Source organism: Streptomyces sp. B5E4 (genome assembly GCF_039871555.1).
Taxonomy (GTDB): Bacteria; Actinomycetota; Actinomycetes; order Streptomycetales; family Streptomycetaceae; genus Streptomyces.
Genome location: NZ_JBDPMI010000008.1, coordinates 20,336 through 44,593, shown reverse-complemented (window position 1 = coordinate 44,593; position 24,258 = coordinate 20,336). Strand labels below are relative to the sequence as shown.

Here is a 24,258-nt window from a genome sequence, read left to right as displayed (position 1 = left end):
CCATGCTCCGCATCTCCGGGCTGTCCGCCGGCTACCACGGCGGCACTGTCCTCCACGACCTCGACCTCGACGTCCCCGAGGGCAACGTGCACGCCGTCGTCGGCCACAACGGCGCCGGCAAGACCACCCTCGTGCACACCGTCGCCGGCCTGCTGCGCCCGGCCACCGGCACCGTCGAGGTCGCCGGCCGCGACGTCACCGGCCGCCCGGCGCACCGCATCGCCCGCGCCGGCGTCGGCCTCGTACCCCAGGGCCGCCGGGTCTTCGCCCGGCTGACCGTCGCCGAGCACATCCGCCTCGCCCACCGCCCGCCCCGCGACGGCGGGGGCGGCCGGCCCTGGACGCCGGAGCGGGTGCTCGACCTGCTGCCCCGGCTCGGCGAGCGCAGCACCCACCGCGGCACCGACCTGTCCGGCGGTGAGCAGCAGATGCTCGCCCTGGCCCGCGCGCTGCTGGGCTCGCCGCGCGTGCTGCTGCTGGACGAGCCGACGGAGGGCCTGGCGCCGATCCTGGTGGGGCAGATCCTCGACCTGGTCGGCACGCTGGCGGGGGAGGGGCTCGCGGTGCTGCTGGTCTCGCCGAGCCCGGCGTCGGCCGCGCAGTGCGCCGACACGGTGACGGTGCTGACGTCGGGCCGGGTCACGGCCCGGCTCGCCGGTCCCGCGGTGCGCAAGGACCCGGGGGAACTGCACGAGGCGCTGGCGCTGACGGCGCACTGACCCGGGGAACCTTCGGCCCCGTACGCCCCGGAAGCGCCGACGGTGCCGCTCACCCGCTCATCCGCCGCCGGCTGGCGGGTCCGGCGGAGGTGGGCAAGCCTGGGGACAGGGTACGTGGAAGCAGCGGCGCCCTCCGCGCCGCGCGCGAAGACGGAGGCCGATGGTGAGTGCACCGGTGCTGGTGGGCGTCGACGGGTCCGCCGAGGGCCTGGCGGCCGTCGCCGTGGCGGCGCGCGAGGCACGGCTGCGCGGCACCTCGCTGCGCATCGTGCACGCCTTCTTCTGGCCGATGATGCGGGTCCCGCTGGAGCCGTCGTCGATGGGCCCGCCCGAGGGCGGGCTGCGCAACCAGGCGGAGCAGGTGATCGCCGAGGCCGTACGGCACGCGGGCGCGGCCGAACCGGACGTCGCGGCCGAGGGCGCCGTCGTCACCGGCGACACCCTGCCGGTGATGGCCGAGGAGTCGCGCGGCGCGGCGCTGGCCGTCGTCGGCAGCCGCGGACTCGGCGCGTTCGTCGGTCTGCTGCTGGGCTCGACGGCCGTACACCTGGCCGCACACGGCCACTGCCCGGTGCTCGTCGTGCGCGGCGGGGGCGACCCGGCGCGTGAAGGACCGGTGGTGGTCGGCATGGACGGCTCGCCGGCCGGCGACGCGGCCATCGAATTCGCCTTCGCCGAGGCCGCGATGCGCGGCACCGGCCTCGTCGCCGTGCATGCCTGGTCGCCGTGGAAGGCCGAGGCCCCGCCGCCCCATGACCCCGCCGCGCCGTACGCGAGCGGGGCGGGCGACCTGGCCGCGAACGAGGAGCGCGTGCTCGCCGAGGTCCTGGCGGGCCGTCAGGAGCGCTACCCGGACGTGTCCGTCGACCGCCGCGTGCTGCGCGGCGGGCCCCGCGAGGCGCTGATCGAGGCGAGCCGGGAGGCGGCGCTGGTGGTCGTGGGCGCGCGGGGGCGCGGGGGCTTCACGGGAATGCTGCTCGGTTCGGTGAGCCAGGCGCTGCTGCACCACGCGGACTGCCCGGTGGCGGTGGTGCGGGGGGAGACGGACAAGCGCTGAGCACCTACGAAGGCGGGCCCGGCCCGCGCCGTGGAAGCCCGGCCGCCGCCCGCGTACCGCCGCGTGCCCCGGCTACCTGACCCGCCGCAGCAGCGCCACCGCGACCGCGCCGCCCAGCGCGACGACGGCGAGCCCGCCGACGAGGGCGCTGGACATCCCCGAGTTGAACGCCTCCCGCGCCGCCCCGGCGAACTCGGCGCCCCGCGCGCCCCCGACGTCGTCGGCGACGTGCAGCGCGCCGGCCAGCGAGTCGCGGGCGGTGTCGGAGGCCCCCTCGGGCAGCCCCTCGGCGGCCCGGCCGACCTCGCGCCGGTAGGCGGAGTTGAAGACGCTGCCGAGGACGGCGATGCCGAGGACGCCGCCGAGTTCGCGGGTCAGGTCGTTGAGCGCGGAGGCGACGCCCTGCTTGTCGGCGGGGAGCGCGGCGACGATCGCCTCCGTCGCCGGGGTGGCGGCGAAGGCGACGCCGGCGCCGAGGACGGCGGTGGCGACGAGGAAGCCCAGGATCCCGGCGCCGCCCACGACGGCCGCCAGCACCAGCAGGCCGGCGGCTATCAGCGCCATGCCGAGCCCGATGACGGCGGCCATGCCGTACCGCTTGGCCAGCGCGGGTGCGACGGGGGAGAAGACCATGGCGCCGACGGCCATCGCGACGAGCGCGATCCCGGCACGCAGGGGCGAGTAGCCGAGGATCTCCTGCAGGTACTGCAGACCGAGGAAGAAGAACCCGAACATGGCGAGCGTTTCGGCCGTGATGATCAGCGACCCGGCCGAGACGCCGCGCAGCCGGAACACCCGCAGATCGAGCAGCGGATGCGGGGTGCGCAACTCCCACCGCACGAACGCGCCCAGCGCCGCGGCCCCGACGACGAAGCCGCAGAGCACCGCGCCGTGCACCCAGCCCCGTTCCGGCCCCTCCACGATGCCGAAGACCAGCGCGCCGATGCCGGTCACCGAGAGCAGGGCACCCACGGCGTCCAGCGGTGCGGCGGAGGCGGCGCGGGAGGCGGGAGCAAGGACGGCGGCGGCGAGCAGGGCGACGGCGGCGAGCCCGGCGTTGACGGCGAAGACCGAGCGCCAGGAGTAGGCCTCCAGCAGGCCGCCGGCGAGCAGCACGGCCAGCAGCGCGGAGCCGAAGCTGACGCCGGACCAGATGCCGACGGCCCGCCCGCGGCTCTCCGGCGGGTAGACGGCCGTGATGATCGACAGGGTCATCGGCATGACCAGCGCCGCGCCCACCCCGGCCACGCCGCGAAGGACGATGACGAGGGTCACGTCGTCGATCGCCACGACGGCACCGGAGGCGAGGCCGAAGACGGCGAGCCCGGTGAGGAGGACGCCCTTGCGCCCGTAGCGGTCGCCGAGTGCGCCGCCGGCGAGGAGGAGACCGGCAAAGGTGACGCCGTACGCGTTCATGACCCACTGCAGATCGGCTTCGGTGGCCGCCAGGTCACGGGCCATGCCGGGCACGGCCACGAGCAACGAGGCGAGCATGCCGACGACCACCGCGAGGGCGAGGCACATCACGGTCAGCACGGCGGTGCGGCGGCCGGGGCCGACGACGGGTGACGGCATAGGGGACTCCGGTTCGTCAAACGAACGATTCAAGCGATCGTTTAAATCCTTACCATGCAGTCGTTGCCGTCTTCAAGCGAGCGTTTTAAACTCCCGGTCGATGCCCACGTCACGCTCCACCGCCACCCGCACCCGCCTCCTCGACGCCGCCGAGCGGCTGTTCGCCGAGCACGGGTTCGCCGCGACCTCCCTGCGCACCGTGACCGACGCCGCGGAGGCGAACGTGGCCGCGGTGAACTACCACTTCGGCTCGAAGGAGGGGCTGCTGCGCGCCGTCGTCGAACGCGCCATGGCCGCCGTCAACCGCGAGCGCATGCGCCTCCTCGGCGCACTCCGCACCGCCGCCGGGCCTCCGGGCGCGGCGGACCTGGTGCGCGCGTTCGTCACCACCGGCGCGCATGTGGGCGACCCCGAGGCGGGCGGCGCGGACCTGCGCCGCTTCCTGGGCCGGGTCGTCTGCGAACCGGACCCGGCGATCCGCCGCCTCTTCGGCGCGGAAGTCGCCCCGGTGGAAGGCGAGTACCTCAGCGCCCTGACGGCGGCGCTGCCCCATCTCGCCCCGGCGGAGGTGGCGTACCGCTACCGCGCCATGGTCGGCCTCCTGGCCCTCCACCAGTCGGGCACCCTCACGGACTTCCACCCGGGCCCGCCCCCGGAGGACCCGGGGGCGGGGGCGGACGATGTGGAGCGCCTGACGGCGCTGCTGACGGCGGCCTTCGAGGCCCCGGCGTCTGAGAAAACTTGAGCGACGAACTTCTTTGCGGTAGAAAATGGGAACCTCCGCGCGGAGGATCACGTAATGAAGTCTTCCGCCCTGAAAACGTCAAGGAGAAGTGCGTCTTGAGCACCATCGTTCGACTGACGGCGTGCGTCACATTTGCAGTTGCATTCATTGCGGGTGCCGACCAGTGGATGTACTCGGAGCCCGCCGGCGCCGGCATACACGCGACTGTCTGACGCTGCGTCAGCGCACCCCCGGATGACCGGCTTCTGATTCTTCAGGAGCCGGTCATCCCCTGCTCCCGGAGCAGCCGCGCCACCCTGTCCGCGTCCGAGTCCGCCTCCCGCGCGCGGAAGAGCCCCATCGCCCGTTCCGCACACCGCCGCATCTCGCCCGTGTCGCCCGCCGCCAGCGCCACCCGCGCCAGCCCCTCCAGCGCGTACGCGCTGCCCAGGGAGATGCCTGCCTCGTCGGCGATCCGGTGGCCGAGCTCATAGGTTTCGCGCGCGGCCGTGAGCTTTCCCGACCGTCTGTGTACGTCGGCCACCCCGATCAGCGCCCGCAGCCGTTCGTACGCGTTGCCGATCGTCGCGGCCAGCCGTGCGGCCATGCCGAAGTGCAGCACGGCTTCGCTGCGTCGGCCGCACTCGGCGTACAGGTTGCCCAGACTCGTGAGCGCGTGGACCTCGCCCAGCGCGTCGCCGGCGGCGCGGTGGCTCTGCAGCGCCTCGTGGAAGGAGGCCAGCGCCTCGGAGGTGTGGCCGGTCGCGTGGAGCACGATGCCGAGGTTCGTGGAGAGGATGGCCAGGTCCCCGCGTTCGCCGCAGCGCCGCATCAGGGACAGCGACTGTTCGTAGCAGGCACGGGCCGCGGCGTTGTCGCCCTCGTCGCGCCGCAGCTCCCCGAGGTTGTTCAGGGCCTGCGCCTCCCCGTAGAGATCGCCGATCTCCCGGCGCAGGGCCAGCGTGGCGTGTGCGGTCTCCACCGCCTCGCGGTGTCGTCCCGCGTACTGGAGCGCGAGACCGCGGACGTTCAGGCACTGGGCCTCGCCGTGGCGGTCCCCGCTCCTGACGTAGAGGCTCAGCGCCTCGTTGAGCACGCGCAGGGTCGCCTCGCTGTCTCCGGCCGTGACATGGGCCCGGGCCATCTGCAACTGCGCGTCCGCGCAGCCCAGTTCGTCCCCGACACGCCGGAACTCCGCCAGCGCCTCGCGGGCGTTGCGCAGCGCCTCCTCCGGGTTCTCCTTGGCGAGTTGCGCCGCGCGGTCCACCAGTGTGCGGGCGAGCGTGGCCGTGTCGCCGCGGGTGCGCAGCACGGCGAGGGCCGCGTCGTAGAGGGCGGCCGCCGGGTCGCGGGCGCCCCAGCGTTCCAGGGACGGGGCCAGCACGTGGGGGAAGAGCGCCCCCGTCGAAGGGGACGCGGTGGTGGCGTGGGCGGCGGTGGCCAGGAGGTTGGCCCGTTCCACCGACAGCCACACCGACGCCACGTCGGCGTCCGCGAACTCCGGCGCGTACGGGGAGACCAGGCCGGGCGGCAGCGGCAGGATGCGGTGGTGCGGGTGGGCGAGGCGGGTCGCGCGGTGGGCCCCGGTCAGGTAGTGGGCGGCCAGGCGGTCGAACGCCGCCTGGCGTGCGGCCGGTTGAAGGGTGCGGCGGCCGGCCCGGAGGCCGAAGGCGCGGGTGAGGTCGTGGAGGCGGTAGCGGTCGCGTACGGGCTCGTCCAGCAGGTTGCAGTCCTGCAGTTCTTCGATGCTGCGCCGAGGCCCCGCCGGTGGTACGTCCGGCGCGGCGCCCACGAGCGCCAGCACCGCGGTGGGGGCGAGGTCGGGGCCGGGAGCCAGCGCCAGGGCGCAGAGCATGTCCCGGGCCGGGGCGCTGAGTTCCTCGTACGACAGCCGGAAGGCGGCGGCCACCGCGGGGTCCAGCTCGTCGAGGGGGTCGGCGGCCTGGCTGAGCCGGTCGAGGAGGTGCGGGAGGTCCCAGGAGCCGCGGTGCCGGAAGCGGCCGGCGAGGAGCTGGACCGCGAGCGGGTTGCAGCCGCAGGCCGCCACGACCGCGGCCAGCGTCGCGCCGTCGCCGGGCAGCCTGGCCGCACCGACGACCCGTGTGAACAACTCCGCCGCCTCCGCCGCCGACAGCACGTCCAGGTGCAGTTCCCCGGCGCCGTCCAGCCGCAGCCTGTTGCGGCTGGTGACGATCGCCCGGCAGTCGGCCGAGGCGGGCAGCAGCGGCTCGACCTGCGCGGCGTCGCGGGCGTTGTCGAGGACCAGGATCAGGCGCCGGCGCGCCGTCCACTCCCGCCACGCGCTCGCGCGCTCGTCCAGCGTGTCCGGCAGCTTCGGCGCCCCGCACGTCTGCAGCAGTACGGCCAGCGCCTCGGCCGGGTCGTAGGGCTGCTGCCCGCTGAACCCGCGCAGGTCGAGGAAGAGCTGCCCGTCGGGGTACGCGCGGCGGAGCCCGTACGCGACGTGGACGGCCAGGCTGGTCTTGCCGACGCCGGGCATCCCCTCGATCAGGGTGAGCGGCAGCGCCCGCTGCTCCCGCCCGCCGTCCGCCGCCCTCGCACCGGCGTCGGTGAGGAGCAGGCTGAGCTCGCTCGCCCGGCCGGTGAAGTCGTGGGTGTCGCGCGGCAGGTTGGTACGGGGCGCGGGCGTGACCACCGCGTCGACCGGCGTACCGGCGGCGGGCGTGGGGGCGGCGAGCAGTTCGCCGTCCTGCTCCAGGATGCGCTGGTGCAGGTCGCGCAGCTCCGCCGAGGGCGCCATGCCCTGCTCCTCGTCGAGCCTGCGGTGCGTGGTGCGGTAGAGGTCCAGCGCCTCGACGTGCCGGCCGCAGCGGTACAGCGCCAGCATCAGGGAGGCGACGAGCCGCTGGGCGAGCGGATTCTCCGCCACCAGCTCCCCCAACTCCCCGATCAGATCCGCGTGCCGGCCCGTCTCCAGCTCCAGCCGGATGCGCTGCTCCCGCACCCGCCGCAGGTCCTCCAGCAACCGGGCGCGGGTGGCGGAGGCCCACGTCCCCGGGAACTCGGCCAGCGGTTCGCCCCGCCACAGCGACTCCGCCGCGTGCAGCAGCCCGACGGCCCGACGCCGCTCGCCGTGCGCGACGGCCGTCGCGCTCTGGGCCCGTAACTCCCCGAACCGCAGCAGGTCGACGCTGTCCGGCCGGACCCGCAGCCGGTACAGGCCGGGTGAGGGCCGCTCCAGCTCGATCGTGTCCCGGTACGGCTCCAGTCTGCGGCGCAGCCGCGAGAGCAGGCTGTGCAGCGTGCCCTGCGCACTCGGCGGCGGGGAGCCGTCCCAGACGCGCTCCGTCAGCGCCTCGGCGGTGACCGACCGCCCGCGCGCGTGCACCAGTACGGCCAGGACGCAGCGCTCCTTGACCGAACCGAGGTCGCGGCGCTGCTCGCCCTGCCAGAGTTCCAGCGGTCCCAGAGCCCGAAGTTCCACCCGTCGCTCCACCGTCGACCCGCGGGACCGTCGCCCCGCGGCCGGATCCCCTCCCGTGGTGGCGGCGCCCCGCCCGCACGCCGGGGACACCACACCATCGCCACGCCGGTACGGATGCGCCAGGGGAGCGGGACGGGGCGCACGGATGCGTGCGCCGGGCGCGCACGGGCCGTACCGCAGGCGGAGTGCAGGATTCCTGCAAGCCTCGGCACAGTCCCCGGGGGCAGCCCGCCTCTGTGGCCGCGAAGCCACGCGGCCGCCTCGGCCGGGCGATCGGCCGGAGCAGAGGGACGGGGACGACAGGGATGAGCATGGCGATACGGGAAGGGCGCTGGCACGTGCCGGTGCGGCTCGACGTGGAGCGGTGGGCGACGAGGCGCACCAGCAGGCGGGTGCTGGTGGTGGTGCACACGGTGACGTCGGGGCAGCGGGTGCTCGAAGCGGTGCGGCTGCTGGAAGGGGACCCGCGGGTGCAGGTCTGCTTCACCGCCGCGCCCGACGTGTTCAGCAACGGAGTGACGGCGTTCCTGGAGCGCCTCGGCGGCCTCGTGCTGCCGTGGGACCAGGCGGCGCAGACCAGGTTCGACCTCGCCCTGGCGGCGAGTTGCGGCAGCCTGCACGAGCTGCACTCGCCCGTGCTGGTCCTGCCGCACGGCGCCGGGCACAACAAGATGGTGCCCGAGCGCCGCCGCGGGCGCCTCGGCGCCGCGCGCGGCACGTACGGGCTGGCTCGCCAGATGCTCGTACGCGACGGGGCGGTGATTCCGGAGACGATCGTGCTGGCGCACGAGGAGGACCTGTCCCGGCTCGGCCGCGAGTGCCCCGAGGCGCTGCCCGTCGCAGCGGTCGTCGGCGACCCGTGCTACGACCGTATCCAGGCCAGCCGCCCGTCCCGCGCGCTGTACCGCGAGGCGCTGCGCGCCGGGGCCCGGCAGCGGCTCGTCGTGGTGTGCTCGACCTGGGGGGCGGGGTCGCTGCTCGGGCAGGGCTGGGAGCTGCTGCACCGGCTGGTGCGGGAGCTGCCGCGGGAGGACTTCCGGGTGGCCGCGCTGCTGCACCCGCACGTGTGGAACGGCCACAGCGAGTGGCAGATACGAAGCTGGCTGGCCGAACTCGGCCGCGCCGGGCTGGCCGTGGTCAGCCAGCACGCCGACTGGGTCGGCCCGCTGGTCGCCGCGGACGTGATCGTCGGCGACCACGGTTCGACGACCCTGTACGGCACGGCCACGGGCGCGCCGGTGCTGCTGGCCGAACTCGCCGGCGCCGACCTGGACCCCGCCTCGCCCATGGCCGAACTCCTCTCCTTCGCCCCGCGGTTGCGCGCCGACCGGCCGCTGGCGCGTCAGCTCGCCCGCGACGTGCGGCCGGCGGTGCGCCTGCGCTACGAGCACGTCGCCGGACGCATCACCTCCGAGCCGGGCCGCTTCGCGCGGCTGATGCGCGGGCTGCTGTACCGGAAGCTGCGGCTGCGGGCCCCCGGCGGCCTGCCGGGTGCGCCGGTCACCGAACCCGCGGCGCTGCCCCGGCTGGTGCCGCCGCAGGCGGAGCCGAGCAGCCGGGTGGTGCCGTGACGGCCGCGGCGGAGCCGGTGTGCGTCGTGGCGGTGGCGGGGCTCACGGCGGCGGTGCGGGACGTACCGGTGTACCCGGACGGAGCGCCGGCGGCCTCGCGGTTGCGGCGGCACGGGCGGCCGTGGTCACGGCCGTTGCCGGGTCCGGTGCACCGCGTGCGGGTCGAGGTCCGGCGCGGCACCGGGGCGCCGATGGTCGACGAGCACGTGTGCGCGGGGCTGCACGCGCCGGGGCCCTGGCCCCGGGTGGCCGACGTGCTGCTGGTCCCGGGCGGAGGTCCCGCGGACGTGCGGGAGGCGGCGGCGGGGCACCCCGGGGCCCTGGTGGTGGCGGCGTACCGGGGTGAACGGTGCGGACTGCGGTACGGCGGCCGGGTCGTCTCCCTGCGGTCCGCCGAAGCCGAAGGCGATACCGACCCCGGCGCAGGCACAGGCACTGCCACCGCCGGGGTACCGGGCCCCGGGTGGCGCTGGCGCGCCGTGGCCTCCGCGGTCCACGCCTGGCTCGCGGCCGGCCTGCTCACGGACCCGCTCCCCGGGCCCGTACGGCTGCGGACCACGCGCCTGCGTGCGGCACGGGACGCCCCGGTGGCCGCCGCACCCCGGGCGTGACCCGGAGGGCTCAACCGCCCTCCAGCCGCCGCAGCCGCTCCCGTATCACCTCCGCCGGGGGCGAGTCGGCGCGGCCCGCGGCGGCGTAGAGGTCCAGTGCCTCCCGGCAGAGGTCGCCGGCCGGGCCCGGCTCACCGCGGCGCTCCGCGAGGAGCGCCAGGCCCGCCACCGCGCGGGCGGTCTCGAAGTCCGCGGCGCCGGTGCGGAGTTCGGCCAGCGCGGCGGTCAGGTGCTCCTCGGCCCGGTCCGGCAGGCCGCGTTCGAGGAAGGCGTGCCCCAGGAGCGTACGGGCGCGGGCGGCGTTGTACGCGTCGCCCGCGTCCCGTAACACGGCGAGCGCCGCCGCGGCGTCCTCGGCGGCCGCCGCGGGGCGCCCGGCGGTGAGGGCGACGTCGGCGAGATTGAGACGGGCGAGCCCGCCCGCGCGCACGTCTCCGGCGGCCGGCAACTCCTCGGCGGCACGGGCGAACAGCCCGGCCGCCCGCTCGCCGTCGCCGAGCCGCTGGTGGGCGAGGCCTCGGTAGTTGAGCGTACGGGCATGACCGAGGGCATCCCCGCCGGCACGGAACAACCGGGCGGCCTCCTCGAACATCTCCAGGGCGCGCGCATGCCCGCCCGAGCCCAGCTCGACCAGCCCGCCGGAGGTGAGCATGCGGCACTGCGCGGCCACGTCGCCCAGCTCGCGGGCGGCGGCCAGCCCCTCCGCGTGCGCCGCGCGCCCGTGCTCGTACGACTTCCGGCGGCTGAAATGGGGCCATAACGCGTCGGCGGTCTGCCACGCCGCCGTGGGCACGCCCTCGGGGCGCGCGCGGCGGATGACGGCCATCAGGTTGGCCAGTTCGCGGTCCATCCAGTCGAGCGCGCCCGCGGAGTCGTCGCCGACGTACGGCGCGAAGCGCGGCCCCGGGCCGTAGTCGCGCGGGAGGGTGCGGTGCTGCGGGTCGACGATCTCCTCGGCGCGGGTGGCGCCGGCGAGGTAGTGGTCGGTGATACGGCGCAGCGCGGCGGCCCGCTCCGGGGCCGGTTCGCCGACCTCGGCGGTGTCCGAGGCGTGCAGGCGCACCAGGTCGTGCAGCCGGTGCCGGTCCTCGCCGACCTCGGTGAGGAGGTTGGCGTCGAGCAGTTCGTCGAGGGGTTCCCCGGCCTCGTCGCCGAGGGCGGCCGACGCCGCCGCACCGCTGAACTCCGGGCCGGGGTGCACGCCGAGCAGCCGGTAGAGCCGGGCCGCGCGGGGCGGCAGTCCGCGGTACGAGAGGTCGAGGCTGGCCCGTACGTCGTGGTCGTCCCCGGGGATCGACAGCGCCGCCAGCCTGCCGCGCTCCTCCGCGAGCGCACGCTGCATCGCGGCCAGTCCGCGCCGCGGCCGGGCGGCCAGCCGGGCGCCGATCACGCGCACCGCCAGCGGCAGGCCCGCGCACAACTCGACCAGGGAGCGCGCCGCTTCGGGCTGGGCCGCGACACGGCCGTCGGCGAGGGTGGCGCCGAGGAGTTCGACGGCCGCCTCGCGGGGGAGGGGTTCGAGGTTGAGTGCGTGGCCGCCGTCGACGACGAGTCCGGCCAGCCGGCTCCGGCTGGTCACGACCACCAGGCTGAGGCCCGCGCCCTGCAGCGGCCGCACCTGCCCGGCGGTGGCGGCGTCGTCGAGGAGGACGACGAGGCGCCGCTCGTCCGTCAACGACCGGTAGAGCGCGACCCGTTCCGCGAACGTCCCCGGCACCTGCTTCGGCGCCACGCCCAGTGCGCGGAGGAATCGGCCGGCGACCTCCTGCGGATCGGCGGGCCCGTCGAGGGAGTGGGCGCCGAGGTCGGCGTACAACTGACCGTCGGGATACTCCTTCCGCAGGCCGTGCAGCCAGGACAGTGCCACCGCCGTCTTGCCGACGCCGCCGAGCCCGCTGACGGCCGCCAGGGTGCCCCGCCCGGCCCGTACCCCGCGCACACGGCGCTCCTCCAGCGCGGCCAGCTCCGTGGCGCGGCCGGTGATCCGCGCGGGCGGCGGGAGCTGCCACGGCACCGTGCGCGTGGGGGCGCGGGCGTGGACGTGGACGTCGCCGTGGACGGCTCCGGCCTGGACGACGGGACCGTGGACGGTCCCCCCGACTTCGTTGCGGCTGACGTGCCTTGCATCCCCGTGCACGCGTCCTCCCGAACCGTCTACAAGGTGCCTGAATCACCCATTTCTCCCGGGTGCGCGACACTCGGAAAGTGACGCGCCTCTTACGGGGAGTATGCACGCCAACGGGAAACCGCCAACCCCGCGCGGGAGTTCGGAAGGGTCAGGCCCTGGCCCGTGGGTGACCGCGCCGGTTACGGGCTGACCTGCTTCTTCGTACCTCCGAGGGGTCGGCGTCCGGTCCTCGGCCGTCCGCCCGGGCCGCCGGGTACAGTCACGTCTGTACCGGGCCTCGGGCTACGGCGTGTCACATGCATCGCCGCGGATCAGGCCCGGCGCCGGCCGGGGGCGGACCCTCGTGCGTGCCGGTCGCTTCTGTCACCGAACCGCCGGGCGCCACACGGGTGTTCAGCTGCCGATGCCCGTCAGCAGCAGGTCCACCGTGCCCTCCAGGAAGGCGTCGTCCAGCGGTTCGCGGGTCAGCAGCAGGCGCGTGTGCAGCGGGCCCGTCAGGGCCTCGAAGGCCAGCCGGCGGTCGACGCCGGGGCGGAGTTCGCCGCGGGATTCGGCGCGGTCGAGCACCGTCGCGCCGACCGCGAAGCGGGTGGTCCAGAACTGGTCGCGGGCCGCCTCGTACTCCGCGAGGTCCTCCTGGACCGCCATGCGCAGCAGCAGGCCGCCCAGCGGGGTGCGGACGAAGGCGGCCGTGTCGTGGAGGAGGGCGAGGAGGTCGGTGCGGAGGGTGCCGGTGTCGGGGGTGGGGAGGTCGGTGCGGGTGCGGTCCAGGACCGCGTCGAGGGCGAGGGCGGACTTGGTGCCCCAGCGGCGGTAGATAGACGTCTCGTGGACGCCGGCGCGCCGGGCGACCTCGGCGATCGACAGCGCGTCGGTGCCGTGCTCCAGGACGACGTCGACCGTCGCCTGCAGCACGGCGGCGCGGACGCGGGCGCTGCGGCCGCCCGTTCTGCGGGCGGCGGTGGCGGGCTGGCGGCTGCTTTCCGGCATCCCGCCAACGTAGCGCAGGTCAGTGCGGCGCCGGCCGGTCGGCGTGGGCGCGGGGAAGGGCGGCGACGAGCGCCGCGGTCACGGCGGTGAGCGCCGTGCCGCCGGCCGCGAACACGGTGACGAGCGTCCAGAAGTCCGGGGTGAGAACCATCGGGGTGCCTCCATCCAGTTAACGCAGTGAGTCTTGCTTTAAGGTACGACCGGGGCGGCTTCTAATGCAAGTTGACTTGCGTTACGTGCGTCCCGGCGGTGCAGGGAGTACGTTCATGGCAGCCCGGCACACCCCGCCGACCAGCACCGAGGAGCCCGTATGACCGGCGACTTCGCCCCGTTCACCGCCGACGACTACCGCGCCCGCATGCGGCATGCCGCCCGCGCCGCAGCCGACGCCGGGCTCGCCGGGCTGCTCGTCGCCCCCGGTCCCGACCTCCTCTGGCTCACCGGCTACGCGCCGCCCGCCGCCACCGAGCGGCTCACCCTGCTCGTGCTCGCGCCCGGGGCGGACCCGGTGCTGGTGGTGCCGAAGCTGGAGGCCGGCGACGCCGCCAAGGCGGCCGGCGGGCCGGCCCTCACCCTGCGCGACTGGACCGACGGCACCAGCCCGTACGCCGTGACCGCACCGCTGCTCGACGCCCGCGGCCGGTACGCCGTCAGCGACGACGCCTGGGCCCTGCACCTGCTCGGGCTCCAGCGCGAACTGCCGGACTCCGCCTACGCCGCCGTCTCCGACTGTCTGCCGATGCTGCGCGCCGTCAAGGACGACGCCGAGCTGGCGCGGCTGGCCGCGGCCGGCGCCGCCGCGGACGCCGCGTACGAGGAGATCAGGAAGGCGCGGTTCGCCGGCCGCAAGGAGTCCGACATCGCCGCCGACCTGGCCGCGCTGCTGCGCCGGTTCGGGCACTCCCAGGTCGACTTCACCGTCGTCGGCTCGGGTCCCAACGGCGCCGACCCGCACCACGAGGCCGGCGAACGGGTCATCCGCGACGGCGACATGGTCGTCCTCGACTTCGGCGGCCTCGTCCACGGCTACGGCTCCGACACCACCCGCACCGTGCACGTCGGCGAACCCACCGCCGAGGAGCGGGAGATCCACGACGTCGTACGCGCGGCGCAGGAGGCCGGCTTCCGGGCCGTCCGGCCCGGCGTCGCCTGCCAGGAGGTCGACCGGGCGGCGCGCCGGGTCATCGACGACGCCGGCTACGGCGCGTACTTCATCCACCGCACCGGGCACGGCATCGGCACCACCACCCACGAGCCGCCGTACATGATCGAAGGCGAGGAGCAGCCGCTCGTGCCCGGCATGTGCTTCTCCGTCGAGCCCGGCATCTATCTGCCGGGGCGCTTCGGCGTCCGCATCGAGGACATCGTGACCGTCACGGAGACCGGCGGGCGGCGGCTCAACGACACCGCCCGCGAGATGGCGATCGTGTCGTAGGCGCCGGTCCTCGGCCGCTCCTCAGCCGGTGCCCGGACGCTCCTCAGCCGGTACGGCCGCCGCGCCGCCTGCGTGCCCGCGGCAGCCGCCGCAGCCCGTTCTCCAGCAGCGCGAACGCGTGCTCGGCGTCCGCCACCGCGCCCGCGTAGCGGGCATCGGCGGGCTCCCCGTACGCCAGCCGCTCGGCGTTCTCCCGGGCCAGCGCCCACTGGACCGCGACGATCTGGGCGGCGGCCAGCCGCGCGGTCGGCTCGGGGACCGCCGCGGTCTCCCGCAGCGCGTCGGCGAGCGCGCGCTCCGCGCCGGCCCGGAACCGCTCCATCCGGGCCGTCAGCGAGGGTGTTTCGAGGATCATCCGGTACAGCGCGCGGACTTCCGGCCGGTCGTCGAGCCCGGTGGCCGGTGCCCGCTCCCGCAGCCCGCGCAGGACGTGCTCGCGCAGCGCGGCCAGCGGTGCAGTGCGCGGCGGGCGGGCCCGTACCGCGCGGGCGGCGTCGGTCTCGTGGTCGGCGAGGCGGTGGGCGACGAGGTCTTCCTTGCTCGGGAAGTACGCGAAGAGCGTGCGCTTGGACACCTCCGCCGCCTCGGCCACCTGGGCGACCGAGACCGCGGCGAAGCCGTGCCGGAGGAACAGGGTGACGGCCGCCTCGGAGAGCGCCGCCCGGGTCCGCTGCTTCTTGCGCTCCCGCAGCCCTGGTTTGCCGTCCACGGCGTCACCGTAGCAAACAGGTAACCCGGGAGGACTTCTCCACCAGGTGCAGGTTCATGGCCGGGGAGGAGGGCTGAGGAGGGTCACGCCTGACCGGTGTCGAAGTGGCTGATGCGGTCGCCGTCGACGGTGAAGGACCAGCGGGTGCGCATGCCGCCCCAGGTGGAGTTCGTGTACGTGGCCACGAGCGAACGGCCGTCGGGGCCGACGGACTCGACGTCCATGTGGCCGGCGGAGGAGAAGATCTCCTTGTCGGTCCACGCGGCGAGGTCCCGCTCGTTGCCGTCGTCGGTCATGGTCGCGTCTTCGGTCAGGAGCGCGAAGAACGCGTCCTTGTCGCCGGCGTTGAGCGCGGCGACGAAGGCGGCCACGACGGGGTCGGTGAGCTGGGCGGCCATGGGGCACCTCCGGGTTTGCTGCCGTAATGCGCACGCGCGGCGTACGCCCCCCACGCCGTCATTGTCCCGCCTGCCCGCCGCCGCAGTTCGTCCCGCGGCGCGCGCCCGCGAGGGGGCGCGCCGCGTGCTCAGCCGCCCCGCTTCACCCCGTCCACCACCACGTCCGCCGGCGAGTCGTAGAAGGCCACGTACCCCGCCAGCGGCGCCGCCTCGGCGAGCGGCTCCTCGTAGGACCACGCCACGTCCACGCGCTCCGGCGTCCCCTCGCCGCGGTACGTCCGGTACGACGCGAAGCCCTTGTACGGGCACCCCGTCCGCGTCCGGGTGGGCTCGAAGAGGTCCAGCCGCACGTCCTCAGGCGGCAGGTAGAACTGCGCCGGCAGCCCCGTCTCGAAGACCGCCAGCGGCCGGTCCGACTCCGCGACCACCGTCCCGTCGATCACGACCCGCACATGCCGCGCACTGCGTACCGCGTCCACCCGGTGGTAAGGGTCCTGCGGGCCCACCAGCCGCTCCTCGTCCTCCTCGTACCAGTGGTCCAGCGCCGACCACCGCACCGACACGTGGTCCGCCAGCTCCGGATCCCCTTCGTACGTCTGCACCGCGTCCGGCACCAGGTCGGTGCGGACGTCGCGGCGCGGGAAGGCGTACTTCACGTACGGCTTGCCCGCCTCCCGCACCAGCAGCGCGGCCCCGCTGTCGACGACGAGGTCGCCGCCGAGCCTGCCGCGGACCCGCCGCTCGCTGGGTTCCCAGGTCCTGGTATCGAAGGTCAGCATCTTCCTGCCTCCCGGCGGTCAAGATCTGTCAAAGGCTGTCAGCGTCAACACCGGCGGCGGACCCGGGCTTCCCGACCGGGAGCGCGTCCGTGCACCGCCTCACCGGAGCGTGGTCCGCAGGCCACCCGCAGGTCGGCCCCCGGCCGCCCACCGTTGCGGAGCAGGGCATTCCGCCTCCGCCCGGTTCGCGGACTTCCTTGACACTCCCGATTGGTATAGGCCAGTATCCGGCATTGGTCTGTACCAAGTCTTTCCTCGCCACGTCAGCCCGTTCCGACCCGCCTTCCACACCACTCGCACCCGTCGCGCGCCCGGCCCCGCAGTCCGCCGCGGCCGCCGTCCCGCCCCTGCTCCCGCGGAGGTCTCCATGGCAGCCAACAACCCCGAACTCGCCCGGCTTGCCAACTCGGTTCTCCAGCCGGGGTTCGTGGGCACGACCGCGCCCGACTGGCTGCGCCGCAGAATCGGCGAGGGCCTGGCCTCCGTGGTCCTCTTCGGCCGCAACATCGTCGACCCCGAGCAGGTGGCCGCCCTCACCGCCGCGCTGCGCGCCGAGAACCCCGACCTGATCATCGCCATCGACGAGGAGGCCGGCGACGTCACCCGGATCGAGGCCGGCACGGGCGCCACCCGCCCCGGCAACCTCGCCCTGGGCGCCGTCGACGACGTCGAGCTGACCGAGCAGGTCGCGTACGACATCGGCCGCCAACTGCACGCCATGGGCGTCTCGCTCAACTACGCGCCCTCCGCCGACGTCAACTCCAACCCCAAGAACCCGGTCATCGGCGTCCGTTCCTTCGGCGCCCGCACCGACCTCGTCTGCCGGCACACCGCCGCCTGGATCCGCGGCCTGCAGTCCGCCGGCGTCGCCGCCTGCGCCAAGCACTTCCCCGGCCACGGCGACACCAGCGTCGACTCCCACCACGGCCTGCCGCACGTAGCCGCCGACGCCCGCGAGATCGCCCGCACCGCGCTGCCGCCGTTCACCGCCGCCATGGAGGCCGGCGTACGCACCGTCATGACGGCGCACATGCTCATCCCCGCCTACGACGACAGCCTGCCCGCCACTCTCAGCCCCCGCATCATCCGCGACCTGCTCCGCGACGAACTCGGCTTCACCGGCCTCGTCGTCACCGACGGCATCGAGATGGGCGCCGTCTCCGACCTGTACGGCATCGACGGCGCCACCGTCCGCGCGCTCGCCGGCGGCGTCGACGCCGTCTGCGTCGGCGGCGAGAACGCCGAGGAGTCCGTCACCACCGGCCTGACCGACGCCATCGTCGCCGCCGTGCGCGACGGCAGCCTGCCCGAGGAGCGGCTCGTCGAAGCCGCCGCCCGGGTGCACGAGTTCGCCGCATGGTCCGCCGCGCTGACCCGCGGCGTCCCGGCCGGCGACCCCCGCGGCGGCGACGGGGCCGGCCACGAGATCGGCCTCGTCGCCGCCCGCCGCGCCGTCCGGGTCCACCATGACCCGGCGGGCCCGGCCCGGTTCCCGCTCGCCGGCGATCCGCACGTGGTCGAGTTCTCGCCCGTCACCAGCCTCGCCATCGACGGCCGTACGCCCTGGGGCGTCGCCGACCCGCTGCGCGCCCTGCGCCCCGGCACCACGTCGGTGCGCATCGGCGAATCCGAGCTGACCGGCGCCGCCGGCGGCGCGGCGGATGTGCTCGACGGGCAGGCGCTGCGCCCGGCCGACGGGCGCGAGCTGGTCGTCGTCGTCCGCGATGCCGCCCGCCACCCGTGGATGTGGCAGGCCCTGGCCGACCTGCTGCGGCGGCGGCCCGACGCGCTCGTCGTCGAGATGGGCCTGCCCGCCGAGGACCGGCTCGGCGCCGTGCACCTGTCGACCCACGGGGCCACGCGCGTCTCCGGCATCGCCGCGGCCGAGGTCCTCACCGGCGCGGTGTGACGGCAGCACGCAACGAGTTCCACTTCTGGAGGACGTTCCATGCCCGACCCCGGCCCGTACCTTTACCGTGCCGCTTCCGACACCCCGTACTTCAGCGCCGACGGCGAGTCCTACCTCGCCCGCACCCCGTTACGTGACATCCGCAAGTCCCGGCCGCTGCGCGTGCTGTCCGACGAGGACCACGCCCACTGGCAGACCTACGGCTACGTCGTGGTCAAGGAAGCGATACCCGCGGAGGCCGCCGCCCTGCTGCTCGACTTCGCCTGGGACTTCCAGGGCCTGGACCCCGGCCGCCCCGGGACCTGGTACGAGGAGCGCGAGTTCCGCTCCGACCTCGACCGCGACCTGCACGTCTACGGCTTCGTCGAGGCGTACCAGCACCAGTTGATCTGGGACAGCCGCCAGAGCCGCCGCGTCTACGACGCCTTCGCCGACGTGTGGGACTGCGACGAGCTGTGGGTGACCCTCGACCGCCTGAACCTCAACCCGCCCAACGTCGGCAACCGCAGCCGCACCCTCATCGAGCCCACCGACACCGGCTTCGACATCGAGCTGCACTGGGACGTCGACACCACCCTCACCGTCCTCCCGCAGCGCGTGCAGGGCATCATCGCCCTCAACGACACCCGCCCCGACCACGGCGGCTTCCAGTGCGCGCCCGAGCTGTTCCGCGACTTCGAGAAGTGGAAGCTCGCCCAGCCCGCCGACCGCGACCCGGTCCGGCCGAACACCGACCGTGCCGAGTTCCCCGTCGTACGCCCCGACTTGGCCGCCGGCGACCTGCTCATCTGGAACGGGCTGCTGGCCCACGGCGTCGCCGCGAACGCCTCCGGCAGCGGCGTACGCGCCGTGCAGTACCTCGCGATGATGCCCGCCCTGGAGGAGCACGAGCGGCTGCGCCGCTCGCGCGTGGAGTCCTGGCGGACCCTCAGCACCCCCGACTGGAACCCCACCCTGCTCGGCGACTCCCGGCGGCACGAGTCCGAGCGGTACGGACCGGCCGAGCTGACCGGCCTCGGCCGCAAGCTCCTCGGGCTCGACTCCTGGCACCGGCCCGCGCCCCACGCCGGGCCCGCAGCGACCGCCGGGGGCCGGGCCGAGGGGGAGACGGCGCAGACGGGGGAGCCGGCGTGGCACGCATCTGCCTGACGCTGCCCACGAACCGCGCGTGCGCGGCCACCATCGCCGCCGTCCACGAGGAAGCCGTCCACGCCGCCGCCCACTTCGGCGTCGAGGTCCACTTCCTGATCCTCGACTCCGCCGCCGAGCGCGACCGCGCGGGACACGCCGCCGCGGTCGCGGGGCTGCCGCCCGTGCCCGGCGTCGTCGTGCACCACCTCGGGGAGGCCGCGCAGCGTACGTTCCTCGCCGCCGTGCTCCGCCGCGCCAGGGTCGCGGGGGCGCAGAAGCTGCTGAGCCTGCTGCTGCCCGACGCCGTCTCGTACGGCGCCTGCACCGACCGCGCCTTCCTCCTCGCCGCCGCCCTCGGCTGCCGCTCGGTGCACCGCCGGGACTCCGACAGCCGCTACCAGACCGCCTCCGGCCGCCCCGTCTTCCCCGTCCACCACGAACTCGCCACCCTCGGCCTGCCCGCCGCCGACGCGGCCCGGCGGGTGGACGCCGACGCGCTGAACCCGCTGCACGCCCACAAGCCCGTCTCGCTCGTCGGCGCCTCCTTCGTCGGCGAGATGTCCGTCGACATCGCGGAGATCCACGACCTCGACCCCGCCGTCTACCACGACGTCGTCAGCCTCTGGGCGCCGCCGCACTGGCCGGAGGAGCGCAAGCGGGCGCTGGTCGAGGAGTCCTTCAGGGGGGCGGGCACCGCGCCGTTCGGCGGCGACCACGCCGTCCTCGGCGCCGTCGATCCGATGCGCGTCGACATGTGCAACGTCGCCTTCCACCGCGGCGTCTACGAGGCCGTCCCGCTGCCGCCCGCCACCGACACCATCGGCAGCGACTACTTCCTCCTCCACCTCGTCCACGACGCCACCCTGCCCGGCGTCCTGCACAACCGGCACATCGTCAACTACCACACCGACGAGCGGAAGACCGGCGCCGGCTTCACCGCCTACCAGATGCGGTTCGCCAAGTTCCTGCTGTCCATGCGGTACTTCCACGTCCTCTACGACGGACTCGCCGCCGCCGGCGCCGCGCTCCTCGACGACCGGCACCGTCCGCGCACCGCCGCGGTCGGCGAACTGGTCGCGCGCAGCACCCGGCTCGACCGCGACGAGAACGTCATGCGGCTGACGGCCCTGGAGATCGCATACCGCAAGCTCGGCGGCAGATACGCCGGGTTCGCCGGCGTGCTCGCCGCCCGCGGCCCGGACCTGCTGGACGAGGCCGCCCGCGACATGGCCGGCTTCGCGCTGCTGATCGCCGCGTGGGAGCCGCTGGTACGGGCCGGCGCGGCGACGGACGTACCGGGGAGCGCCCGGTGACCGCAGCGGTACGGCCCCCGCAGCCGGCCCCGCCGGCGCCGCCCGTGACGACCGCCGCCGTGACCGCGCGGCTGCGCGCCGCGCTCGCCGCCGCCGAGGACGACCGGATCATCTACGACCTGCCCGGCATCGAGGAGCGCTACGACGAACTGCGGCACCGGCTGCCCGGCGTCGACATCAGGTTCGCGATGAAGTCCTGCCCCGTCGGCGAGGTGCTGGCCCGGCTCGCGCAGAAGGGCGCCGGGTTCGACGCCGCCAGCCCCGGCGAGGTGGAGCAGGCGCTCCGCGCCGGCGCGCCCGCGGCCCGCGTCCATTTCGGCAACACCGTCAAGTCCGACCGCGGCATCCTGGCCGCACACCGCCTCGGCGTCCGCGACTTCGCCACCGACAGCCCCGAGGACGTCCTGGCCATCGCGGCCCTCGCCCCCGGCGCGCGGGTGTTCTGCCGGCTGGCCACCAGCGGCGAGGGCGCGCTGTGGGGGCTCGGCCGGAAGTTCGGCTGCTCGCCCGGGGAGGCGGTACGGGTGCTCGCCGGCGCGCGGGCCGCGGGGCTCGTGCCCGCCGGGCTGTCCGTACACGTCGGCTCCCAGCAGATGACGGCCGCGGCGTGGCGCCGCGCCTTCGACGCCTTCGCGGACGTGCTGGCGGCCCTCGGCCGGCGCGGCATCCACCCCGACCACGTCAACCTCGGCGGCGGCCTGCCCGCGCTCGGCTACCGCGACCTGCGCGGCCGGCCGCTGGTGCCGGAGCTGGACGAGACGTTCGCGGCGATCCGCACGGGCATGGCGCGGCTGCGCGCCGCGGCCACGCACCCGCTGCGCTTCGTCGTCGAGCCGGGCCGGCACCTGGTCGCCGACCACGGCGCGATCCGGGCGCACGTCGCGCGGCTCTCCTCGCGCCGGCACGCGGACGGCGAGCGGGGCTACTGGCTCTTCCTGAGCTGCGGCAAGTTCAACGGCCTGTACGAGGTAGACCAGGTGCAGTACCCGCTGGTGTTCCCCTCCCACGGCGCCGCCGCGGAGCTGGTGCCGGCGGTCGTCGCCGGCCCCACCTGCGACAGCGACGACGTCGTCGCGGAGGGCCGCGTACCGGTGCAGGTGCCCAGAGCGGCCGCGTCCGGGGATCCGGTGTGGATCCTCTCCAGCGGTGCGTACGCCGTCAGTTACATGACCCGGGGGTTCAACGGTTATGGCCCGCTACCGCACACCTGCCTGCGCGCCGGCTGACGTGCGTATCCGGCACATCGCCGCCCGTGACTGGGGCGCCATCGCCGCGCTGGAGGACCGCGCGTACGCCGACCGGGCGCTCGCCGAGGGCCGGGCGGCGCTGGAGTCCCGCGGCCGGGCCTCGCCCGGCACCTGCTTCGTCCTGGACGCCGACGGCGCCCCGGAGGGCTACTTACTGGCGCTGCCGTACCCGGAGTTCCGCTGCCCGGAGCTGCGCGGCGCCAAGGAGACCGGGCACGCGAGCGACAACCTGCACCTGCACGACATCGTCGTCGCCGAGCACCTGCGCGGTGCCGGGCTTGCCAAGCGTCTGCTCGCCCGGCTCACCGCCACCGCCCGTGCCCGGCGGTTCCGCCGGATCTCCCTCGTCGCCGTCGCCGGCACCGCGGCGTTCTGGACGCGCCGCGGCTACCGCCCCCATTCCGACGTGGCACCCCCGGCCGGCTACGGCCCGCGGGCGGTCTACATATCCCGGGCGGTGTTCATGTCCAAGGAAGGAGGCTGATCACGATGCTGCCGATACGCGACGACTTCCGCCGGGCCCAGGTGGCCATCGCGGCGCTCTTCTGCTTCCTGGGCTTCCAGTACGTCACCTGGGTGTCCCGGCTGCCGCGGATCAAGGACGAGCTGGGCCTGACGGCGACCGAGCTGGGCTTGCTGCTCATGGCCTGCGGCGCGGGCGCGGCGGCGTCCTTCCCGCTGGTCGCCCACCTCATGAAGGCGAGGGGCGCCAAGTGGCTCGCGTTCGCCTCGGCCGGCGTCCTGCTGCTGCTCCTGCCCGCGTTCGCCGCCGCGCCCGGCTACCCGGCCGCGCTGGTCGTCGCCGCCGCCGACGGCGTCGCCGTCGGCTGTCTGAACGTGGCGATGAACGCGCAGGGCGCCGCGCTGGAGGAGAGCCACGCGCGCACCGTCATGGCGAAGATGCACGCCACGTTCAGCGCCGGGTCGCTGGCCGCAGCGCTGCTGGCCTCCCTCGTCCAGACCGTGACAGAGGAGATGGCCGCGCACTTCGCGGTCGCCGCGGTGCTGCTCGTCGCCCTGCTCGCCGTCGCCCGCACCGGCCTGCCGGCCGGGGACGGCTTCCGGCAGCCGGAGAAGGAGCGCCGGCGCCGGCGGCTGCCGTCGCGCGTCACGCTGTGGATGGGGTGCGCGATGGCCTTCGGCACCCTCACCGAGGGCGCCATGAACGACTGGTCGACGCTCTACCTGGAGGACGTCGCGAACGCGGCGCGAGAGGTCGCGCCGCTGGGCATCGCGGTGGTCTCCGTGATGATGGTCCTTGCCCGCCTCTTCGCCGACGGCTGGCGCACCCGCTGGGGCGACGGCCCTGTGGTCGGGCTCGGCAGCGCGCTGGCGGGCACGGGGCTCGCCCTCGCGGTGCTCGCGGGCGGGGTGGTGCCGGCGCTGCTCGGGTTCGCGTGCGTCGGGCTGGGCGTGGCGGCCGTGACGCCGTGTCTGTACGTCGCGGCGGCCCGGGAGGGCCCCGACGCGCTGTCCCTGGTGGCCTCGATGGGCACCACGGGGCTGCTGGGCGGGCCCGCGGCGATCGGCTTCGTCGCGGGGGCGGCCGGGCTGGCGTGGGGCATGGGCGCCGTCGCCGCGTCCGCGCTGCTCGTGTCGCTGTGCACGACGCGTATACGCTGGCCCGCGCTGAGCAACGCCTGAGCGCCGGCGGGCGCGAACGGGGCGACGCGGCGGGGCTGTTCGAAACGGGGGTGGGACGGCGATGGCGGAGCACGCGCGAGCCGGGGGCGTACCCGGGGCCGCGGCCGGGGGTACGGGCGAGGACGCGCCCGGCGATGCCGTGGGGGGCGTACGGGTCATGCCGGGCGCCGGTGCGCCGCCGGGGCTGCCCGGGGGAGCGCGGGTGTGGTCGTTCGACGCCGGGCCCGGTGTCGAGCCGGACCTGTCGGCGCTCGACGACGACGAGCGGCGGCGGCACGCGAGCTTCCTGCGCCGGGCCGACCGGATCCGCTACGGCGTCGCCCACGCCGCGCTGCGCCGGCTGCTCGGCGAGCTGACCGGCACCGCACCTGCGGCGCTGCGCTTCGGACGGCGCGCCTGCCCCCGGTGCGGCGGCCCGCACGGCCGGCCGGTGCTCGAACGGCCCGCGGGCGGGCCGGAGTTCTCGCTCTCGCACGGGGGCGGGCTGGTGCTCGTCGCCGTCGCGCCCGGCCGGGTGGGCGTGGACGTGGAGCCGGTCAAGGACACGCCGCCGGAGCCGGGCCTGGTGGAGCGGCTGCACCCGGCGGAGCGCGCGTTGGTGCGGGCGGCGCCCGAGGGGCTGCGGTCCGCGGCGTTCACGCGGCTGTGGACGCGCAAGGAGGCGTACCTCAAAGGGCTCGGCGTGGGCCTCGGCCGCGCCCTGGACGCGGACGACGTCTCCACCGCCGTGCCCGGCTGGCACCTGGTCGATCTGGCCCCGGGGAACGGCCACGCGGGGGCGCTGGCCGTGGAGTCCGCGGGCGTCCTGGAGACGGTCCTGGAAATCCGCGAACGCGGTGCGGAATTCCCCTGATCCGGTGCTCACTGCCGCCG

The 24,258-nt window shown here is 75.4% G+C and carries 21 protein-coding genes; 13 read left to right on the top strand and 8 right to left on the bottom strand.

The genetic code is table 11. The features are described from left to right. Window positions 1-2: 2 nt before the first annotated feature. Both ABGA99_RS13135 and ABGA99_RS13130 read left to right on the top strand, forming a co-directional pair. Window positions 3-719, top strand: coding sequence for an ABC transporter ATP-binding protein (locus ABGA99_RS13135; protein ID WP_347582693.1), 717 nt, complete (start codon window positions 3-5; stop codon window positions 717-719). 160 nt (window positions 720-879) lie between these two features. Then, window positions 880-1,776 carry a universal stress protein gene (locus ABGA99_RS13130; protein WP_347577357.1) on the top strand — a complete coding sequence of 299 codons (897 nt, stop codon included), beginning with the start codon at window positions 880-882 and terminating at the stop codon, window positions 1,774-1,776. 72 nt (window positions 1,777-1,848) lie between these two features. Here ABGA99_RS13130 and ABGA99_RS13125 read toward each other — a convergent pair whose 3' ends face one another. After that, window positions 1,849-3,351: a DHA2 family efflux MFS transporter permease subunit gene (locus ABGA99_RS13125; protein ID WP_347582692.1), complete on the bottom strand. Its 1,503-nt coding sequence runs from the start codon at window positions 3,349-3,351 to the stop codon at window positions 1,849-1,851. Window positions 3,352-3,451: 100 nt separating this feature from the next. Between ABGA99_RS13125 and ABGA99_RS13120 the strand changes: the two genes are divergently transcribed. Beyond that, the gene (locus ABGA99_RS13120) at window positions 3,452-4,096 is read left to right on the top strand and encodes a TetR/AcrR family transcriptional regulator (protein WP_347582691.1); all 645 of its coding nucleotides are present in this window, start codon (window positions 3,452-3,454) and stop codon (window positions 4,094-4,096) included. A 253-nt stretch (window positions 4,097-4,349) separates the two neighbouring features. Here ABGA99_RS13120 and ABGA99_RS13115 read toward each other — a convergent pair whose 3' ends face one another. Then, complete coding sequence (locus ABGA99_RS13115; RefSeq protein WP_347577354.1) at window positions 4,350-7,520, bottom strand: BTAD domain-containing putative transcriptional regulator; 3,171 nt, start codon at window positions 7,518-7,520, stop codon at window positions 4,350-4,352. 305 nt (window positions 7,521-7,825) lie between these two features. On the opposite strand from ABGA99_RS13115, the gene ABGA99_RS13110 reads away from it, so the two are divergent. Further along, window positions 7,826-9,091, top strand: coding sequence for a hypothetical protein (locus ABGA99_RS13110; RefSeq protein ID WP_347577353.1), 1,266 nt, complete (start codon window positions 7,826-7,828; stop codon window positions 9,089-9,091). After that, window positions 9,088-9,702 carry a hypothetical protein gene (locus tag ABGA99_RS13105; protein WP_347577352.1) on the top strand — a complete coding sequence of 205 codons (615 nt, stop codon included), beginning with the start codon at window positions 9,088-9,090 and terminating at the stop codon, window positions 9,700-9,702. The genes ABGA99_RS13110 and ABGA99_RS13105 overlap by 4 nt, the downstream gene beginning before the upstream one ends. A 10-nt stretch (window positions 9,703-9,712) precedes the next feature. Here the strand turns inward: ABGA99_RS13105 and ABGA99_RS13100 are convergent, their stop codons facing one another. The 3 genes from ABGA99_RS13100 to ABGA99_RS13090 all read right to left on the bottom strand — a co-directional run bounded on the left by ABGA99_RS13100 (window position 9,713) and on the right by ABGA99_RS13090 (window position 12,971). Continuing rightward, window positions 9,713-11,839: an NB-ARC domain-containing protein gene (locus tag ABGA99_RS13100; protein ID WP_347577351.1), complete on the bottom strand. Its 2,127-nt coding sequence runs from the start codon at window positions 11,837-11,839 to the stop codon at window positions 9,713-9,715. Window positions 11,840-12,223: 384 nt separating this feature from the next. After that, a complete protein-coding gene (locus ABGA99_RS13095; RefSeq protein WP_347577350.1) occupies window positions 12,224-12,820 on the bottom strand; it encodes a TetR/AcrR family transcriptional regulator in 597 nt (198 codons plus the stop codon). Between the two features lie 19 nt (window positions 12,821-12,839). Continuing rightward, window positions 12,840-12,971 carry a hypothetical protein gene (locus ABGA99_RS13090; RefSeq protein WP_347582690.1) on the bottom strand — a complete coding sequence of 44 codons (132 nt, stop codon included), beginning with the start codon at window positions 12,969-12,971 and terminating at the stop codon, window positions 12,840-12,842. 159 nt (window positions 12,972-13,130) lie between these two features. Between ABGA99_RS13090 and ABGA99_RS13085 the strand changes: the two genes are divergently transcribed. Continuing rightward, window positions 13,131-14,255 (top strand): aminopeptidase P family protein, encoded by a 1,125-nt coding sequence (locus ABGA99_RS13085; protein ID WP_347582689.1) that lies wholly within the window; start codon window positions 13,131-13,133, stop codon window positions 14,253-14,255. A 43-nt stretch (window positions 14,256-14,298) separates the two neighbouring features. Here ABGA99_RS13085 and ABGA99_RS13080 read toward each other — a convergent pair whose 3' ends face one another. From ABGA99_RS13080 to ABGA99_RS13070, 3 genes are all read right to left on the bottom strand, one after another. After that, window positions 14,299-14,964, bottom strand: coding sequence for a helix-turn-helix domain-containing protein (locus tag ABGA99_RS13080; protein WP_347577347.1), 666 nt, complete (start codon window positions 14,962-14,964; stop codon window positions 14,299-14,301). An 83-nt stretch (window positions 14,965-15,047) separates the two neighbouring features. Next, the gene (locus ABGA99_RS13075; protein WP_347577346.1) at window positions 15,048-15,362 is read right to left on the bottom strand and encodes a nuclear transport factor 2 family protein; all 315 of its coding nucleotides are present in this window, start codon (window positions 15,360-15,362) and stop codon (window positions 15,048-15,050) included. A 128-nt stretch (window positions 15,363-15,490) separates the two neighbouring features. After that, a complete protein-coding gene (locus ABGA99_RS13070) occupies window positions 15,491-16,141 on the bottom strand; it encodes a DUF427 domain-containing protein (RefSeq protein WP_347582688.1) in 651 nt (216 codons plus the stop codon). A 367-nt stretch (window positions 16,142-16,508) separates the two neighbouring features. Here ABGA99_RS13070 and ABGA99_RS13065 point away from each other — a divergent pair, with 367 nt between their 5' ends. The 7 genes from ABGA99_RS13065 (at window position 16,509) to ABGA99_RS13035 (ending at window position 24,238) form a co-directional block, all read left to right on the top strand. Continuing rightward, window positions 16,509-18,050 carry a glycoside hydrolase family 3 N-terminal domain-containing protein gene (locus tag ABGA99_RS13065; protein ID WP_347582687.1) on the top strand — a complete coding sequence of 514 codons (1,542 nt, stop codon included), beginning with the start codon at window positions 16,509-16,511 and terminating at the stop codon, window positions 18,048-18,050. 39 nt (window positions 18,051-18,089) lie between these two features. Then, window positions 18,090-19,199: a phytanoyl-CoA dioxygenase family protein gene (locus ABGA99_RS13060; protein WP_347577343.1), complete on the top strand. Its 1,110-nt coding sequence runs from the start codon at window positions 18,090-18,092 to the stop codon at window positions 19,197-19,199. Then, window positions 19,181-20,494 carry a DUF6271 family protein gene (locus tag ABGA99_RS13055; RefSeq protein WP_347582686.1) on the top strand — a complete coding sequence of 438 codons (1,314 nt, stop codon included), beginning with the start codon at window positions 19,181-19,183 and terminating at the stop codon, window positions 20,492-20,494. The genes ABGA99_RS13060 and ABGA99_RS13055 overlap by 19 nt, the downstream gene beginning before the upstream one ends. After that, window positions 20,437-21,720, top strand: coding sequence for a type III PLP-dependent enzyme (locus ABGA99_RS13050; protein ID WP_347577341.1), 1,284 nt, complete (start codon window positions 20,437-20,439; stop codon window positions 21,718-21,720). The genes ABGA99_RS13055 and ABGA99_RS13050 overlap by 58 nt, the downstream gene beginning before the upstream one ends. Then, window positions 21,683-22,225 carry a GNAT family N-acetyltransferase gene (locus ABGA99_RS13045; protein ID WP_347582685.1) on the top strand — a complete coding sequence of 181 codons (543 nt, stop codon included), beginning with the start codon at window positions 21,683-21,685 and terminating at the stop codon, window positions 22,223-22,225. Before ABGA99_RS13050 ends, ABGA99_RS13045 begins: the two co-directional genes overlap by 38 nt. Before the next feature lie 5 nt (window positions 22,226-22,230). Next, a complete protein-coding gene (locus ABGA99_RS13040) occupies window positions 22,231-23,385 on the top strand; it encodes an MFS transporter (protein WP_347577339.1) in 1,155 nt (384 codons plus the stop codon). A gap of 61 nt (window positions 23,386-23,446) precedes the next feature. Further along, window positions 23,447-24,238 carry a 4'-phosphopantetheinyl transferase superfamily protein gene (locus tag ABGA99_RS13035; protein WP_347577338.1) on the top strand — a complete coding sequence of 264 codons (792 nt, stop codon included), beginning with the start codon at window positions 23,447-23,449 and terminating at the stop codon, window positions 24,236-24,238. Window positions 24,239-24,258 lie beyond the last annotated feature (20 nt).